General features: G+C 65.2%; 14 protein-coding genes. 7 read left to right on the forward strand and 7 right to left on the reverse strand.

The window, feature by feature from the left end:
• The first annotated feature begins 107 nt into the window (after window positions 1-107).
• The 3 genes from ACS8Y6_RS04110 (at window position 108) to ACS8Y6_RS04120 (ending at window position 3405) form a co-directional block, all read left to right on the forward strand.
• Window positions 108-1322: a Bcr/CflA family multidrug efflux MFS transporter gene (locus ACS8Y6_RS04110; RefSeq protein ID WP_440851705.1), complete on the forward strand. Its 1215-nt coding sequence runs from the start codon at window positions 108-110 to the stop codon at window positions 1320-1322.
• A gap of 136 nt (window positions 1323-1458) precedes the next feature.
• Entirely contained in the window at window positions 1459-2373 is a 915-nt protein-coding gene (locus tag ACS8Y6_RS04115) for an NAD-dependent epimerase/dehydratase family protein (protein ID WP_440855013.1), read from the forward strand.
• Window positions 2374-2529: 156 nt separating this feature from the next.
• Complete coding sequence (locus ACS8Y6_RS04120; RefSeq protein WP_440855014.1) at window positions 2530-3405, forward strand: EamA family transporter; 876 nt, start codon at window positions 2530-2532, stop codon at window positions 3403-3405.
• Between the two features lie 9 nt (window positions 3406-3414).
• On the opposite strand, the gene ACS8Y6_RS04125 is transcribed toward ACS8Y6_RS04120, so the two are convergent.
• Both ACS8Y6_RS04125 and ACS8Y6_RS04130 read right to left on the reverse strand, forming a co-directional pair.
• Complete coding sequence (locus tag ACS8Y6_RS04125; protein ID WP_440855015.1) at window positions 3415-4635, reverse strand: VanZ family protein; 1221 nt, start codon at window positions 4633-4635, stop codon at window positions 3415-3417.
• Between the two features lie 327 nt (window positions 4636-4962).
• A complete protein-coding gene (locus ACS8Y6_RS04130) occupies window positions 4963-5754 on the reverse strand; it encodes a CDP-diacylglycerol diphosphatase (protein ID WP_440851126.1) in 792 nt (263 codons plus the stop codon).
• Window positions 5755-6045: 291 nt separating this feature from the next.
• On the opposite strand from ACS8Y6_RS04130, the gene ACS8Y6_RS04135 reads away from it, so the two are divergent.
• The 3 genes from ACS8Y6_RS04135 (at window position 6046) to ggt (ending at window position 10018) form a co-directional block, all read left to right on the forward strand.
• The gene (locus ACS8Y6_RS04135; protein WP_440851125.1) at window positions 6046-7014 is read left to right on the forward strand and encodes an aldo/keto reductase; all 969 of its coding nucleotides are present in this window, start codon (window positions 6046-6048) and stop codon (window positions 7012-7014) included.
• A gap of 72 nt (window positions 7015-7086) precedes the next feature.
• Window positions 7087-8073 carry an aldo/keto reductase gene (locus ACS8Y6_RS04140; protein WP_440851124.1) on the forward strand — a complete coding sequence of 329 codons (987 nt, stop codon included), beginning with the start codon at window positions 7087-7089 and terminating at the stop codon, window positions 8071-8073.
• Between the two features lie 139 nt (window positions 8074-8212).
• A complete protein-coding gene (ggt, locus tag ACS8Y6_RS04145; protein WP_440855016.1) occupies window positions 8213-10018 on the forward strand; it encodes a gamma-glutamyltransferase in 1806 nt (601 codons plus the stop codon).
• A gap of 62 nt (window positions 10019-10080) precedes the next feature.
• Here ggt and ACS8Y6_RS04150 read toward each other — a convergent pair whose 3' ends face one another.
• Window positions 10081-10641: a DUF2058 domain-containing protein gene (locus tag ACS8Y6_RS04150; protein WP_440855017.1), complete on the reverse strand. Its 561-nt coding sequence runs from the start codon at window positions 10639-10641 to the stop codon at window positions 10081-10083.
• A gap of 117 nt (window positions 10642-10758) precedes the next feature.
• Complete coding sequence (locus tag ACS8Y6_RS04155) at window positions 10759-11955, reverse strand: sensor domain-containing phosphodiesterase (protein ID WP_440855018.1); 1197 nt, start codon at window positions 11953-11955, stop codon at window positions 10759-10761.
• 351 nt (window positions 11956-12306) lie between these two features.
• On the opposite strand from ACS8Y6_RS04155, the gene htpX reads away from it, so the two are divergent.
• Window positions 12307-13176, forward strand: coding sequence for a zinc metalloprotease HtpX (gene htpX, locus ACS8Y6_RS04160; protein WP_440851120.1), 870 nt, complete (start codon window positions 12307-12309; stop codon window positions 13174-13176).
• 67 nt (window positions 13177-13243) lie between these two features.
• Here the strand turns inward: htpX and ACS8Y6_RS04165 are convergent, their stop codons facing one another.
• From ACS8Y6_RS04165 to ACS8Y6_RS04175, 3 genes are all read right to left on the reverse strand, one after another.
• Window positions 13244-13675, reverse strand: coding sequence for a CBS domain-containing protein (locus ACS8Y6_RS04165; protein ID WP_440851119.1), 432 nt, complete (start codon window positions 13673-13675; stop codon window positions 13244-13246).
• A gap of 137 nt (window positions 13676-13812) precedes the next feature.
• On the reverse strand, window positions 13813-14466 hold the full coding sequence (locus ACS8Y6_RS04170) for a DUF6655 family protein (RefSeq protein WP_440851118.1): 654 nt from the start codon (window positions 14464-14466) through the stop codon (window positions 13813-13815).
• A gap of 198 nt (window positions 14467-14664) precedes the next feature.
• Window positions 14665-16905: an NADP-dependent isocitrate dehydrogenase gene (locus ACS8Y6_RS04175; protein ID WP_440855019.1), complete on the reverse strand. Its 2241-nt coding sequence runs from the start codon at window positions 16903-16905 to the stop codon at window positions 14665-14667.
• Between the last annotated feature and the right edge of the window lie 310 nt (window positions 16906-17215).

Raw genomic sequence — 17215 nt, forward strand, 5'->3', positions numbered from 1 at the left:
CCCGGCTGGCATACTACGCGCCACTTGAATCGGCGCGCCGCCGCTCGCGGCGAACAGCCCGCGCGCTCGTCTGACCGTCCGCCGGGCCGGTGCAAGGAGTTCTCTCGATGACCGAAACCGCCCAGAGCCGGGGTGAGCACATGCTCATGGTCTGCGTGCTCGGCCTGCTGACGGCCGTCGCGCCGTTGTCGATCGATACCTATCTGCCGGCCATGCCGGCATTGGCACGCCAGTTCGCCGTCGACCCGGCCCATGTCCAGTACAGTCTGAGCCTGTTCTTCGTGGGGCTGGGTTTCGGCCAGTTGCTCTATGGCCCGGTATCCGACCGGCACGGCCGGCGCCCGGTGCTGTATTTCGGGCTGGCGTTGTATCTGGTGGCGAGCGTCGCCTGCGCGCTGTCGATCTCGATCAACATGCTGATCGCGGCGCGCCTGGTGCAGGGCCTGGGTGCCGCGGCCGGGCCGGTGATGGCGCGGGCCATCGTGCGCGACCGTTTCCAGGGCTCGAAGGCGGCCAGCGTGATGTCGTTCGTGGTCATGGTCATGGGCGCCGCACCGCTGATCGCGCCCATGATCGGCAGCATGATTCTGTTCTTCGGCGAATGGCAGCTCATTTTCTGGATGCTTCTGGCCTATGCCATCGTTGCGCTGGCAGCCATCGCGCTGCTGTTGGTCGAGTCGCACCCACAGCGTCGGCGAGTGCGCGACCGCAGCCTAGTTGCGCAATACATCGGCTATCTTTCGCTGGTCACGCGGCTGCCGGTGTTTCTCTATCTGGCCTGCGGCTCGCTGATGTTCGGCGCGCTGTTCTCGTACGTGGCCGCCAGTTCGTTCGTGTACGTGAACGAATTCGGCGTGGACGAATCGCTGTTCGGTTTCTATTTCAGTGCCAACGTCGTTTCGATGCTGATCGGCACCTTCACCAACGGGCGCATCGTCCAGCGTTTCGGCTATCGCACGCTGCTTGGTGTGGCGGTGGGCAATACGCTGGCCTGTGCCCTGATTCTGCTGGCGACCACACTGACCGGGTTCGGTGGCTTCTGGGGCGTGGCGGTGCCGTTGTTCTTCCTGTTGTCGACGGTCGGCGTCGCCGGGGCGAACACGGTCGCCGGGCTGCTCGACCTGGCGCCCGACGCCGCCGGCGCGGCCTCGGCCCTGTTCGGCGTGTTCCAGTTCGCCTGTGGCGCGATCGCCACCTGGGGTGTGGGCCTGATCGGCGGCGATGCCCGGGCCATGGCGATCGTGATGACGGGCTCGGCCGGGTCCGCGTTTCTGGCTTATCTGGCGCTGCGCCGCTGGGCCCCGGCGCCCGGCGACACCTGAGCGGTCGGCCGGTGCGGCGCGCGCGTGATTTTGCCATCGGCGGCCGGCATGCAACGAATGGCGGAGGGCTGAACACGGCCAACACAGCGGCGGCTATGTCAGGATAGCCGGGTTGTCGTACCCGAGATGAACACACATGTCCCTTCGTATTTTTTTTACCGGCGGCTCCGGCAAAGCCGGTCGCCATGTAGTGCCTTATCTGCTCGATCGCGGCCATACCGTGGTCAACATCGACCGCACGCCGCTGGATGACCCGCGAGTCCACAACCTGACCGCCGATATCACCGATTCAGGCCAGATGTTCAATGCATTGACCAGCTACGCGCATCTCGGTGAGCTGGAACAGGCTGAGGGCGGGCCGAAGCCTTTCGATGCCGTGGTTCATTTCGCCGCCATCCCGCGCATCCTGGTTACGCCGGACAACGAGACCTATCGCATCAACACGGTGGGCACCTACAACGTACTCGAAGCGGCCACCAAGCTCGGCGTGCGCAAGATCGTGTTCGCCTCCTCGGAGACCACCTACGGCGTCTGTTTCGCCGAGGGCGAGGTCAAGCCGGAGTTCCTGCCGGTCACTGAAGACCATCCGACCCGGCCCATCGACAGCTATGCCATGTCCAAGCTCTGCAACGAGGCGACCGCGGAAGTCTTCGCCCGGCGCAGTGGCGCGGATATCTATGGCCTGCGTATCGGCAATGTGATCGAGCCGCATGAATACGCGACCTATTTCCCGCGCTATTTCGACGACCCGTCGCTGCGCCGCCGCAATATCTTCTGCTACATCGACGCCCGCGATCTGGGTCAGATCGTGGATCGCTGCCTGGCGACCGACGGGCTGGGCTACGAGGTTTTCAACGCCGGCAACGACCACAACTCGGTCGACCTGACCACCACCGAGATCATCGAGGAATTCTATCCGGACGTGCCGGTGACCCGGGAGCTGGGCGAATACGAAGCGTTGTATTCGAATCGCAAGATCCGCGATCTGCTGGGCTTCGAGGAACAGCATCCCTGGCATCGTCACGTGCGCTCGCCGCGACAGGACGACTGAGCCCGGCGGCCGGCCTTGCGCCCCGGCGCCGGGCGGGCAGCGATTCTCCGCTGGTGCATGGCCCGTCCGGCGATCGGCGGGTAATGCGCTGACGCACCGCGCGCCCGCAACGACCGACTGGTAGTATCGCCGGTCGAATCCATCCGTCGCTGTGTTATGTCGAGTTCTCGTCACACCGGCCTGGCGAGCCTTTTTGTGCTGCTTGCCGGTTCACTCTGGGGGTTGTACTGGGTGCCGGTGCGTGCACTGGCGAGCGCGGGCCTGGTCGGGGCTCGAGGCTCGCTGCTGGTGGCGGGGGTCGCGTTTGTACTGTTGCTGATGGCCATGTGCGTTGTCCGCTCGCACCCGGGCCGGATCGATCCGCTCGGTCTCGGCGCCAATGCCGCGGGTGGCGCGGCCTTCATGCTGTATTCGGTGGGCCTGGTGGAGGGGCGGATCAGCGCGGTGATCCTGTTGTTCTACCTGACGCCGGTATGGACCACCCTGATCACGGCACTCGTGCTGCGCTGGCCGGTGCCGCGGCTGCGCTACGCGGTGATCGGGCTTGGCCTGATCGGGCTCGTGCTGGTGCTGGGCGTGCACGACGGCGTGCCGTTGCCGCATGCCGTGGGCGAATGGCTCGGTCTCGCGGCGGGCGCACTGTGGTCGTTGGCCTCGGTCGGCATGCGGGTGCGCGGCGAAATGCCGCCGCTGGCCGGCAGCACGGTGTTCGCCGCGGGCGCATTGATCGCGGGCGGGTTGCTTTGGCTGGTGCTGCCGATGGCGCCGGGGGCGCCCGCCATCTCGCTCGATGCCGCATCCGTCGTCTGGGCGGTGGCCGCCGCACTGATCTGGTGGATCGGATCGATGCTGGCACTGGTCTGGGCGGCCGCCCGTCTCGAACCGGCCCGGGTCGGCATTCTGCTCATGAGCGAAGTATTGGTCGGCGTGGTCTCGTCGGCGCTTTTCGCACACGAGGCCTTGAATGCTTCCCAGATCGCCGGCGCCGCGCTGCTGTTGGCGGCGGGTCTTCTCGACGCCTTGTCCGGTTGAGCGGGTGGCTTATTCGGCCGCCGGGGGCGTATCGCGGGCGGGCTTGATTGACGGCGCGACCGCGGCGCGGCCCGTCGCCGGGGCGTCGACCGTAAGCCAGCCGAGTACCGTGGCGGCGCCGAGCGCGATCAGCGCGTCGGTGATCTCGGCCGAACGGCCGGGCAGGTGGGTTTCCAGCATGCTGGTGGCGAACAGCCCGGCCGCGACCAGGGCGCCGGCGACGGCATGGCGCGGGCCGGCCACGGTGATGAGCCAGACCAGGCTCGAATACAAAAAGACCTTGTCGGCCAGCGCCTGCGTATTGGCGGCCATCGATCCGTGCAGAATCGAGAAGAAGGGCAGCCAGCCGAATGCATGCGCGATCGGCTGCCAGTCAAAGGGAAGCAGGCGATCGCCCACGATCACCAGGCCCAGCAGCACGGCCAGCACGCCGCCGGCCCATGCCCGACGCATGCTCGACAATACAAGCCAGGCCGCGACGGCGATCGGCAGGGCAACGAGCTCGGACAACGAGAGCCGGTTGTGGGTGATGAGGATCTTGGCCGACAACACCGCGAGCATCATGACCACGAGCAGCCAGCGGCTGCGCCGGCGCCCGGCCAGGTCGCATAGCAGGGCACCCACCACGGTCCAGATGACCACGTAGGACACGACGTCGAAGCCGTGCACGCCGGGATGGATGACGACCGGTTTGATCGCCCGCCAGTAGGCATGCAGGTCGATCGTGGGCACGTAGGGGAAAAGGCGGTAGGCGAGAAACGACAGCAGCAGCAGCGCGGCGGTCTGGCGTGCCGGTGAATGCATGTCGACGGGCCGGTCCAGCCACCGGATCAGTGGCAGCGCCAGCAGCGCGCCGAACAGCGTACCGGCCACGTTCGGGTAGACATCGGTGAGCGTGGTGACGCGGCCGGTGTCGAAGAACTGAGTGATCTCGATGCTCAGACACAGCATGACGCCCAGCCCGGTTGCCCATAGCACCTGTCGCCAAGCGGGCCGTGCGTCATTCTGTGCTGCCACGCAGAACAGGCCCAGCGGGACATACAGGACGATGTTCGCAATCAGGCCGGAAAACGGTTGATCGCGCATGTGGTCGCTGAGAAACAGTGTCCGTACCGCGGCCCCCAGCGAGCCGCCGTGGAAAGCGAAGGGATAGAGCGAGCCATAAACAATGAAGATTGTCGCCGCCAGGCTGGCGTACAAGAAGCGACGAGGCGAATTGAGCGACGGCATGACCGTTATTCTAGGGTCTGTTGCCGTTTCGTACACGTGCCGCGTTGGAGACCGCAAATCGTGTCCGGCAAGGCGCGAGTCGCCGTGTCGTGGCGCGCCACGACCCAGACTCACAACGCCGCCGGGCGCCCCTAGTAAATTTTTTGGGCGGCCCAACCCTTCGGCACAAGTGCCCAATATATCAACAATACGACGGCAATCCAGCGTTGTAGCCCTCTCACGTAGAACGACTACGCCACGTTCGCTACGCCTCGTCTTGCCGCAAAACAGCGCTTGGCGCGGACGCGTACGAAACGACAACAGGCCCTAGCCTTGCCGGCGAAACGCTCACGGGGCGCGAGTCGGGGGGTGAAAGCGATCGATACCGGGCAGCACGCCACAGGCATGCGACGCCAGTTCCTCGGCCGAGCCGAAGTTGCCCGCCAGTCGATGGGTGCGCGTGGCAAGCAATACGGGACCGGCGCCGTTGACCGCGGTCAGCGCCATGCCGTAGTCGCCCATATGCTGGCGCGCATGGTCGTGGTCGGCCAACAGCCGCACCGCACTCTCGCGCTCGAGCCGGTGGATCGAAACCCGGCGGGCGATGTAGCGATGTCCGCGCAACGGCTGCGGCAGGGCGGCCCAGTGCCGGCCGATCCGGTCCGCCATGGCGGTGAGCCGCTGCTTGACCACCGGATCGATACAGGAGATATGGATGTGCAGTTGGTTCTGGGTCCGCCCGTGGCGCGAGTTCAGGGCCAGCAGGATGTCATCGTCGGGGATCGGGTGTCCGAAGCGCCGGGCCATGATGCCCCGGCGCCGCCATGCCTCGGCGAAATAATGGGGCGAGCCGGGGGCGAGTACGGCCGGGCTTTCGATTCCGGTCACGCGCCGGGTTGGAATCAGCAGATACTGCAGCGGCCCCACGAGATCCTTGAGCAGCGCATAGCCGCCCGCGGTATCGACGCGCGCGCAGGGTCCGGTGCCATGATCAGCCCGGGCGGCGGGTACGCACTTGTCATGCACGATGTGCCAGAGCGCATTGGGATCGTGCGCGCAGGCGGTGCCCGCGGCGATCATGCCCGACAGGCCGATCGCGGCCAGTAGCACAAGTGCGACGCGTGGGCGTGAAGGGCGCATGACGTTCCACGGCGGATCGAGGTCACCGAGCTTAGCGCAAGTGCCATCCGTGTAGCACGGGATGCGTACGCGCCATGTTGCGTGCATGATGCATTCAGTTACTCAGGGCCTGGAGGCCGGACATGGCTTTGACGGTTGGTCGGCCTTGCAGGCAAGGCTGCCGCTGATTCCGGGCCCTCGAGTGCGCCGGCGTGCCGCGGCGTTTGTCGTGCCTCGCGTCGCTCACGGCCGCCCGGGTGATCGGCGTCGCCGCGATCTTGCTATCGAATCGAATCATCCAATGGAGTGACCATGGAATACCGCACACTCGGTCTGACCGAACTCAAGACCGCCCCGCTGATTTTCGGCGGTAACGTGTTCGGCTGGACGCTGAACGAAAAAGACAGCTTCGACATGATCGATGCCTGGCTGGATGCGGGCTTCAACATGATCGATACCGCCGATGTCTATTCGAAGTGGGCCGAGGGCCACGCCGGCGGAGAATCGGAACGCCTGCTGGGGCGTTATTTCGCCGAACGCGGCAATCGCGATCGCATCGTGCTGGCGAGCAAGGTGGGCATGGAGATGCCCGGTCAGGGCCAGGGGCTGTCGCGCGACTGGATCACCACGGCGATCGAGAACTCGCTGCGGCGCCTGAATACCGATTATCTCGATCTTTACTTCGCCCATACCCACGATGACAGCACGCCGATCCACGAAACCATGGCGGCTTTCGATCGGTTGATCGACGACGGCAAGGTTCGCAACATCGGGGCATCCAACTACGATGGCTCGCGCCTGGTCTCGGCGCTGGGCGCGGCCCGCGATCTGGAGGTGCCGCGCTATGAAGTGCTGCAGCCGTTCTACAATCTTTACGACCGCTTCGATTTCGAGAATGATCTGGCCGAGATCTGCCGCGAGCACGAGCTCGGTGTAACACCGTACTTCGCGCTGGCCAGCGGTTTCCTGACCGGCAAGTATCGCAGCCGCACCGACGCCGAAGGCCGTGCGCGGGCGCCGTTCGTGGACAAATACTTCGACGCGCGCGGCATGCGCATTCTCGATGCGCTGGACGCGGTCGCCGCGCGCTACGAGACCACGCCGGCCGCGATCTCGCTGGCCTGGCTGATCCAGCGGCCGAGCGTGACCGCGCCGATCGTGTCCGCGACGTCGATGTCCCAGTTCGACCAGCTCGTTGCCGCCACCTCGATCACACTCGACGAACAGGCCCTCGCCACGCTGGATGAAGCGAGCACCACCGCGCCCGAAGAGCGCGAATAATCGACCCACGGCCGGTCGCGTCGCGCCGACGGCGCGGCCGGCTATCCATCAGTCAATGCTCAGGAGGACGAGATGAGCGATTTCAAGCATTCCGGGCCACGCCTGGACCGCATGGGATTCGGCGGCGCGCCGTTGGGCGACATGTTCGCCCATTCCGACGACGACCGCGCCCGCGAGACCCTGGCCACTGCCTGGGATCATGGTATCCGGTATTACGATACCGCCCCGCATTACGGCGCCGGCCTGTCGGAGCAGCGCTTCGGCTCGTTCCTGGCGCGCCGGCCGCGTTCCGAGTACGTGTTGTCGACCAAGGTCGGGCGTGTGCTCGAGCCCGCCGACGCGCCCGAGGCCACCGGCCCGTTCGTGGGCGGGCTGTATTTCAAGCGCCGTATGGATTATTCCTACGACGGCGCCAGGCAGGCCGTGCACGACAGCCTCCAGCGCCTGGGCGTAGGCTATCTGGATATCGTCTATATCCACGACCTGTCGCCGGACGCGCTCGGCGATGCCTGGACCGAGCATTTTGCCACCGCGATGTCGGGCGCGGCGGTCGCCCTGACGGAAATGCGCGACCAGGGGCTCATCCATGGCTGGGGCCTGGGCGTGAACACCATCGAGCCGTGTCTGCGCACGCTGGACGAAGCGGACCCGGATATCTTTCTGTTGGCCACCCAGTACCATTTGTTGAACACGGCCGGTGCCGACGATCTGTTCCCGCGTTGTCTGGAGCGGGATGTCAGCGTGGTGGTCGGGGCGCCGTTCGGCTCGGGATTGCTCGCCGGCGGCGATCATTATCTGTACGAAAAGGCCGCCGCCGAGCCGGTCCGTATTCGCGATCGCATGGCCGCGATCTGTGCGGCGCACGATGTCGACCTGAAGGCGGCGGCGCTGCAGTTCGCGGCCGCGCACCCGGCGGTGGATTCGATCATCCCGGGCGCGAGCAAGCCCGAACGCATTCCCCAGAACAAGGCGTTGTTCGAGGCCGATATCCCCGCCGAGCTCTGGGCCGGGTTCAAGCGCGAGGGACTGTTGCCGGAATCGGCGCACGTGCCGGACTAGGGCCGCTTTCGCGTCTTGAATGCCGCCTACCGGGCCGGCCCGATCAGCCCGATCGGGCCGCTTTTTTCTGACCGGCGGGGTGCTGGCGATGGAATGGGCGGGCTATAGTGCCACCATCATTCAGATCATGATTGGTTTCATGCACAACCAATTTCGGCGCTGTCTTCGTCTCGTCTGCGCCGCGGGGTTCGTGGCTGTTGCGCTTGCCGGCAGCGGGGTCGCCGGCGCCGCCAGCGCGAATGCTTCCGGCATTGCCGCCAGTGCGCTGGACGTCACCGCACCGCCCACCACGCAGGCCGCCCTGGCAAAAGCCAAACCGGTGACCGCCCGGCACGCCATGGTGGTGACCGCACAGCATCTGGCCACGCGCGTCGGCGTGAAGGTGCTGGCCGATGGCGGCAATGCGGTCGATGCCGCCGTGGCCGTGGGCTATGCACTCGCGGTGGTGCATCCCTGTTGCGGCAACATCGGCGGTGGCGGTTTCATGGTGCTGCATCTGGCCAGGTCGGCCGATCACCCGGCCAAGAATCTATTCCTGGATTTTCGCGAGAAAGCGCCCGAGAAAGCGACGCCCACGCTGTTCCAGGATGCCGACGGCAACGTGGTCACGGGCCGCAGCACGAAGACCTATCTCGGCACCGGCGTGCCCGGCACGGTGATGGGGCTGGAGCAGGCCCGCCGTCGTTTCGGCACGATGAGCCGCCAGCGGCTGATGGCGCCGGCGATCAAGCTGGCGCGCCAGGGCTTTACGCTCGAACAGGGCGACGTCAATATCCTGCACGAACGCAGCGACGATTTCGCTGACCAGCCCAATGTGGCGAAGATATTCCTGAACCATGGCCAGCCCTATCAGGTGGGCGATACGCTGAAGCAGCCACAACTGGCGCACACGTTGTCGCTGATCTCGAAGCGGGGCACGAAAGCCTTCTACCAGGGCGCCATAGCGAAGGCGGTGGTCAAGGCCAGCAAGGCCCATGGCGGTATCCTCACCATGCAGGATTTTGCCGATTACACCGCCCCCTGGGGTAAGCCGGTCACCTGTGGCTACGAGGGCTACACTGTGGTTTCAACGCCGCCGCCAAGCTCGGGCGGCACCACGATCTGCGAGATTCTCGGCATTCTGGACCCGTTGCCGCTGAAAAAATGGGGCTACGGCTCGGTCAAGACCTCGCATTACCTGATCGAGGCCGAACGGCGTGCCTTCGCCGACCGCAATACCTATCTCGGCGATCCGGCGTTCGTCGACAACCCGATCGGCAAACTGCTGTCCGCCGATCACCTGAATCGTCTACGTGGCGACATCGACCCGGACAAGGCAACGCCGTCGTCACGGATCCACGGCAGCCTTGGCCCGCGCGAGGGCCAGCACACCACGCAGTACTCGGTGGTCGATGCCAAGGGCGATGCGGTGAGCGTGACCTACACCATCAATTATCTGTTCGGCAACGGTCATATCGCCGGCAACACCGGATTCTTCCTCAACAACGAAATGGACGACTTCACCGCCAAGCCGGGCGTGCCCAACTCCTTCGGCCTGGTGCAGGGCAAGACGAATCAGGTCGAGGGCGGCAAGCGGCCGCTGTCGTCGATGTCGCCGTCCCTGGTGCTCAAGAACGGCAACCTGTTCATGGTGACCGGCAGCCCGGGCGGCTCGACCATCATCTCGACCACGCTCGAGAGCATGCTCAACGTGATTGATTTCGGCATGAACATCCAGCAGGCAGTCGACGCGCCGCGAATCCACAATCAATGGTTGCCGGATCACACCAAGGTCGAGCCGGGCTATCTGACCGATGCGGTGAAACAGAAACTGGAAGCCATGGGGCACAGCTTCGACGTGGTGCGCTCCTGGGGCGCCGATGAGGCGATCCGGCGACGCCCGGACGGATCGCTCGAAGGCGCCAACGATCGCCGGCGCCCGGCGGGCCTGGCGGCCGGGTACTGATCCGGTGCGTGTCGCCCGGCGAGCCGGCGGTGCTCGACCACGGCCGTTGGCCGTGGCCGGGCTCACCACATCAGGTCGTCGGGGACTTCATATCCGGCGTAGGGGTCGTCCGGATCGGTCGGGCGCTTGTCGGCTTCGGTGATGCGCGATACCGCCTTCGGGACCAGCACCTCCAGGCGCTCGGCGGTCTCGACGTCGACCAGTGAGGTCTGGCCGTCGTAGCGCACGATGGCCAGCCGGCCGTCGGCCAGCCGGCGACGCTGGTCGCGACTGACCGGCAGGCGGCGGATCTTGCCCTTGACGGTATAGCTGTAGGGCGGCTCGTCGGCTTCCGGCGCCTCGATGGCGATGCGGTGCTCGTTGATGATCTGGATCACCTGGCGCTTGCGTTCGCGCTGCTGGCGCTCCGCGTTGGCCGCTTCGGCGCGCTTGCGGTCGGCTTCGCGCTTCGCGGCGGCCGCGGCCTCGACTTCCTTCGACAGTTTGCGCTGTTCCTCATCGCCGGCGCTGCCTGCCCGGCGTGCCGCCTTGTTGCGACGCGCCTTGTCGTGGCGTGCCTTTTTGGCCTGTTTCGGCTTGGCGATACCGGCCTTGAGCAGCTGGTCCTGTAGCGACTGACCCATGGTAATGCGTCGATTGCGGTAGATCGGTAGCTATTCTAGGGCCTGTTGCCGTCTCATGCGACGTCGAGTTAACGGGCCGGGGCGGGTTGCGGCGCCACGGCTCACCCATGGTCGCCGTTACCAGTCGATATCGCAGCAAAGGACCTGTTCCGGCGGGCGACCGCGCGCGATCGAGAGCGTGACACACATATAGGCGCCCGTGCTCGACAGGTAGGGGCGCGAGGTCTGCAGGCGGTGCGGTTCGGCCATGGCGGCGCGGAAATACTGGCGTCGATACCAGGTGCCGCCCGAGGTGTCGGTGATCGGGCCGGCATGGAAGATCCGGCGCGTACGCAGCGAACGGCCGTCGACATGCATGATCTGTTCGCCGCGCTCGTCGAGAATATAAAAGCGCGCGGCGCGCGGCATGGTCATCAGCTGGCGCGCGGCGGCGTGCGGCGCCTCGCCGCGGCCGATGCGCTCGATGGCGTCGCGAAAGGCATCGGCGTAGGGCGCAATGCGGTCGGCCTCGATGCGCTCCTCGATCGTGGCCGTGGTCTCGAAATGACGGGTGATATCGCTGAGTATCGGCAGGCCGTCGATCCGGAGGTGATCAATTTCGCGCGATGGGCGAGCGAAGTAGAAGCCCTGGACGAAGTCGACATCGGCATCCATGGCGAGCAGTGCCTGCTCACGCGTTTCGATACCTTCGGCCAGTACCAGGGAGCCGGCTTCGTGAATCAGCGACACGAGGTTGGGCAACATCTGCCGCAGCCGGCCGGTGCGGTGTTGTTCGGCTTCCACGATCAGGCTGCGATCGAGCTTGATGATGTCGGGCGCGAGCCGCCAGATACGGTCGAAATTGGAATGGCCGGTGCCGAAGTCGTCGAGCGCGACCAGTGCGCCGATGGAGCGAAAGTAGTCGACCGCCGCGAACAGCTGCGGCTCGTCGTCGATCGCGCCCTCCACGATCTCGATGACCAGGCGCTGCGGCGGTACGCCGGCCTCGCGCAAAGCCCTGGTGAGCGTTCCGTCGTGATACCAGCGGTCGGCGATGGTGCTGGGGTCCAGGTTGAGGAAAAGCCAGCGTTCTTCGGGCGCCTGGGCCGAGAAGTTGTGGATGTGCAGGCTTTGGCAGAGCGTATCCAGCAGGCGGATGTCGCCGTGCTCGGCGGCCTCCCGCATGACATCGACGGGTGCATGCGCGTGGTTGTCGGCATCCGTGGAGCGCAGTAGCGATTCGAAGCCGACGCTGCGTCGGTGGCACAGGCTGAGAATGGGCTGGAAGACGCTGTGTAACTGGTAACCGTTGTACTGCTCCGTGATCGCGTTCATGGCAGCTGCGGCGCCTGCCAATGGGGCCCGGCCGGAGCACGTCGCGATACGCGCAAGTGCGCGGATCGGCCCGGTGGTCCGGCCCGGTGGCGACAAGGCGAAGGCGAAAGCGGATTGGTCATGGGTCGTCTCGGTAGACCAGGCCGGCGATTGTCCCGGTCACGCCGCTCATCGAGCCTTGTGGGCGGGCCGGGGTATCGATGGCGTGCGCGTATTGTCACGGACTGTAATAAAGGATACGCGCAAGATCGGGGCGAATCGAGCGTTTCGTGCGCCATCTTGATTCGGTTGCGAACGCCGCTATCTTGAGCATGAGTGTTCGGGTTGCTTGTTTGAAAGAGGGTGCTTGAAATGAATGCGTTGCGTACGACCATTCTGCTGGCCGGCCTGACCGCGTTGCTGGTTCTCGTCGGGGGCGCGCTCGGCGGCCGTGGCGGCATGCTGCTTGCCCTGGTGATCGCGGCGGCGATGAACTTCGGCAGCTACTGGTTTTCCGATCGCATGGTGCTGAAGATGCATGGCGCGCGTGAAGTGTCGGCCGCGGATGCCCCCGAGCTCTATCAAGTGGTACGGGAACTCGCACAGAGCGCCCGGTTGCCGATGCCGCGCGTCTACGTAATGGAATCGGACACGCCCAACGCCTTTGCCACCGGCCGCAGTCCGACGCATGCGGCGGTGGCCGCGACCACCGGCCTGCTGCGGATCATGAACCGTGATGAGTTGCGCGGTGTACTCGCCCACGAGCTGGCGCATGTCCGCCATCGCGATACGCTCATCAGTGCCGTCGCGGCCACTTTCGCGGGCGCAATCACCATGATCGCGAACATGGCGCAGTGGGCGATGCTGTTCGGCGGTTTCCGCGGTAACGACGATCGCGAAGGCGCGGGCGGCATGCTCGGCGCCTTGGCGACGATCATACTGGCGCCGCTGGCTGCCGCCCTGATCCAGATGGCCGTTTCGCGGTCGCGCGAGTTCGCGGCCGACAAGGGCGGCGCCGAAATCTCGGGCAGCCCGATGGGGTTGGCCAACGCGCTGCGCAAGCTGGAGCAGGCCAATGAGCAGCACCCGATGTCGTCGGCCGAGCGCAATCCGGGCACGGCGCATCTGTTCATCGTCAACCCGCTGGCGGGTGTCAACATCGGCAAGCTGTTTTCGACCCATCCGCCGACCGAGGAGCGTATCCAGCGGCTGGAAGCGATGTCCGGGCGCGCCCGGATGTAGCCGCCGCCGGTGCCGGACCAAAAGAGGCCGCCGATCATCCCGGCGGCCTTTTGTCGCTCGGCGGCGTCTAATGCCCGGTAATATAATGCTCGAGTTGCTCGATCATGAATTCCTTGTCGGCGATCACCCCTTTGACCAGGTCGCCGATCGAGACCAGCCCCACGAGCTTGTCGTTGTCCATGACCGGCAGATGCCGGAAACGTTTTTCGGTCATCAACGCCAGGCACTGCTCGATCTCGGTTGCCGGGGCGATATAGGCCACCCGCTGGGTCATCACGTCCTGCACCGGGGTCTGTTTCGATGACCGGTTCTCGAGCACGAGCTTGCGGGCATAGTCGCGTTCGGACAGCAGGCCGACGAGGCGGCCGGCGTCCATCACCAGCACGGCACCAATGTTCTTGTCCGCCATCAGCTGCAGCGCGTCGTATACCGAATCATCCGGCGCCACCGTCCAGATATCCGATGGCTTGTCACGAAGTAAATCGTTGATGGTTGTCATGGCTGCTCTCCTCCCTCAAATCGTGGAATCCGGATCGTACCGTGTTCGCGTTCCCGATAACGAGTGGCGCGGCGCGGACACCGCAACAAAATGGCCCGGCTTGAGAAGCCGGGCCATTGCGTTCGGAGCGGGCGCGCCTAACCGTTGTTGGCGGTCTTGGGTTTTTTAGGTGTCTCGCTATTCATCCGGGCCTGTTGGGTCGGCGTCAGCAGATTCTGATGTTTCCAGCTGATACCCAGGATCGATGACTTGTCGTAGTGTGAAAAGCCATAGACCGGCCCGACGACATCCTGCATATCGCCGGTCTTGGCGTTATAGAACGCGATGCCGAATTTGGCCACGCCGGTGCGGCGCGCTTTCTTGTAGAAGGCGAGCTCTGGCGTGCTGACTGTCCCGGTCAGCGGGATCGGGATCGGAATGCTGGGGATGCCGAGCATGGTGTTGGCCTGATCGATCGACAACGCGCCGTTGCTCACCAGCGCGATGGTGTCCGCCTTGTCGGCCGAACCGACGAGCTTGTAGCCATCGGCCAGCAGTTGCGACTGGATCTGTGCGATGGCGTATTTCGTCTTGTACTCGGCGTTGTCGGTGAACTCGCTGGAATCCACGTAGATGGCGTTGCCGCGGGGCACGTTCGGCTTGATCTGGGCGCTGGCGTGATCGGCCGCGGTGGACAGCATGAGCTGCTCGCGAGCCGTTTGCGTCGGCTGGGTCTCGCGCACGGTCGTGCAGCCAGCCACGGCCAGACACGCGCCCACGATAGTCCCCGTGACCAGGATCTCTTTCGGCATTGATTTCATATTGGGAGCTATTAATTCGACGGACGATCGACCGTACCAGAGCGGTGTGTCGAAAGCGAAAACGGGCGTCGAATCCGTATGTTATAAGGGCGCATCCCAGCAGGTGCCGGCGGGCATGAAAAAGGCCGGCGCCCGGCGAAGCGAGCGTCGGCCCTGGATCGGCCGCAAGCCGGCCGGCTGCTGACCGGGCTATTTGCGGTTCGCGGCCACCATCGCGATGGTCTGATTGAGCGTGGCGCTCGGGCGCATCACTTCGGTGGCGCGCTGCGGATCCACGAAGTAATAACCGTTGAGCTCGACCGGCTCGCCCTGAACCGCGTTCAGTTCCTCGACGATCTTGTCCTCGTTGGCCTCGAGCGCGTTCGCCAGCTCGGCGAAGGTCTCGGCGAGTTCGGCATCGTCCTTCTGATCGGCGATCGCCCGGGCCCAGAACATGGCCAGGTAGAAGTGGCTGCCCCGGTTATCGAGTTCGCCGACCTTGCGCGAGGGCGACTTGTTCTCCGACAGGAAGCGGCTGGTGGCCTGGTCCAGCGCTTCGGCCATGACCTTGGCGCGTTCGTTGTCGAAGGTCTTGCCGAGATGCTCGAGCGAGGCGGCCAGGGCCAGGAATTCGCCCAGCGAATCCCAGCGCAGGTGGTTCTCGCGCTGCAGCTGGCGCACATGCTTGGGTGCCGAACCGCCGGCCCCGGTCTCGAACAGGCCGCCGCCGGCCATCAGCGGCACGATCGACAGCATCTTGGCGCTGGTGCCCAGCTCCATGATCGGGAACAGGTCGGTGAGGTAGTCGCGCAGCACATTGCCGGTCACCGAGATCGTGTCCTGGCCGGCGCGTACACGTTGGAGCGTGTGGTTCATGGCTGCGACCGGTTCCATGATCCGGATGTCCAGACCTTCGGTGCCGTGCTCGGGTAGATACTGCTTCACCTTGGCGATGATCTGGGCGTCGTGGGCCCGGTTCTCGTCCAGCCAGAACACGGCCGGCATGCCGGAATCGCGCGCCCGGGTGACCGCCAGCTTGACCCAGTCGGCGATCGCCGCGTCCTTGGCCAGGCACATGCGCCAGATATCGCCGGCATCGACCTCGTGCTCGAAGACCGTCTCGCCGGCGCTGTTGGTCACGCGGACCGTGCCGTCCGCCGGGACCTGGAAGGTCTTGTCGTGCGAGCCGTATTCCTCGGCCTTCTGCGCCATCAGGCCCACATTGGGCACGGTGCCCATGGTGGTCGGATCGAAGGCGCCGTTTTTCTTGCAGTCCTCGACCGTAGCCGCATAGATGCCGGCATAGCAGCGGTCCGGGATCAGTGCCTTGGCTTCGTGCTGGTCGTCGTCGGCGCCCCACATCATGCCGGAGTCGCGGATCATGGCCGGCATCGAGGCATCGATGATGATGTCGTTGGGCCAGTGCAGCACCGAGATGCCGCGGTGTGAATCCACCATCGCCAGCGGCGCGGATTGCTCGTTGACCTTCGCGATCTCGGATTCGATCGCCGACAGCTTGTCGTCGGGCAGCTGCTGGATGTTCTTGTACAGGTCGCCGAGCCCGGAGCGCGGATCGAAGCCGACCTCGTGCAGCGTGTCGCCGAACTTGTCCATCACGTCCTTGTAGAACTGGGTGACCACCCAGCCGAACATGATCGGGTCGGAGACCTTCATCATCGTGGCCTTGAGATGCACCGAGAACAGCAGGTTCTTGGCCTTGGCATCGGCGATCTCGCGATCGATGAACTCGCGGAATGGCCGGGCATGCATGACGGCGGCATCGACCACTTCACCCGCGGTCACGGCGATGCCCTTCTTGAGGACCCTGGTGTCGCCGGATTTCGGATGCAGCGTGACGGTGAGCTTGTCGGCCGCGTCGAACGTGGTCGATTTCTCGGTGGCATAGAAGTCGCCGTCGTCCATATGCGCAACTTCGGCCTTGTTGTCCGACTCCCAGGCGCCCATGCGATGCGGATACTTGCGCGCATAGTCCTTCACCGAAGCCGGCGCGCGACGATCCGAATTGCCCTGGCGCAGCACCGGGTTCACGGCACTGCCCTTGACCTTCTCGTAGCGCTCGGCGATCTCTTTTTCGGCGTCCGTTTCCGGCTCTTCGGGATAGTCGGGCAACGCGTAGCCGGCGTTCTGCAGCTCGGCGATCGCTTCCTTGAGCTGCGGCACCGAGGCGCTGATGTTGGGCAGCTTGATGATGTTGGCCGACGGGTTGGCCGTCATCTCGCCCAGCTCGGCCAGGTCGTCGGCGGCCTTTTGCTCGTCGGTCAGGTAATCCGGGAAGTGGGCGATGATGCGTGCGGCCAGCGAGATGTCGCGGGTCTCGACGCGGATGCCGGCCGAATCGGTATAGGCATCGATGATCGGCAGCAGCGAATGCGTGGCCAGGGCCGGGGCTTCGTCGGTGAGCGTGTAGATGATCTTCGGCGTGTCGGACATCGTCGCGTTTCAACCTCGCAGAGCTTGTGTGTCATCCCGTGGGGATGGAAATGGTGACAGCTTGTCGCAAGCCGGGTCGGCGCCGCGCGCCGCCGGCGAATGACCTTTCCCATAAAGGCCGGTTTTTCGTTGTACGGGTCAGCCGGGCCGCCCCGGGGCCGCCGGCCACCGAGATGGTTGGTCTATGCAGCTATTGTACGGCACGCCCGCCGGGCCTTGGCCCCGGGGCGGTCGCGCGCTGCGTTATTCAGGGGCGCTATTCTAGCGCGTCATCGCTCTCGACGCTGATCGCGTCAGCCCGGTGGCGCCC

It is taken from the genome of Salinisphaera sp. RV14 (assembly GCF_052044135.1).
Taxonomy (GTDB): domain Bacteria; phylum Pseudomonadota; class Gammaproteobacteria; order Nevskiales; family Salinisphaeraceae; genus Salinisphaera.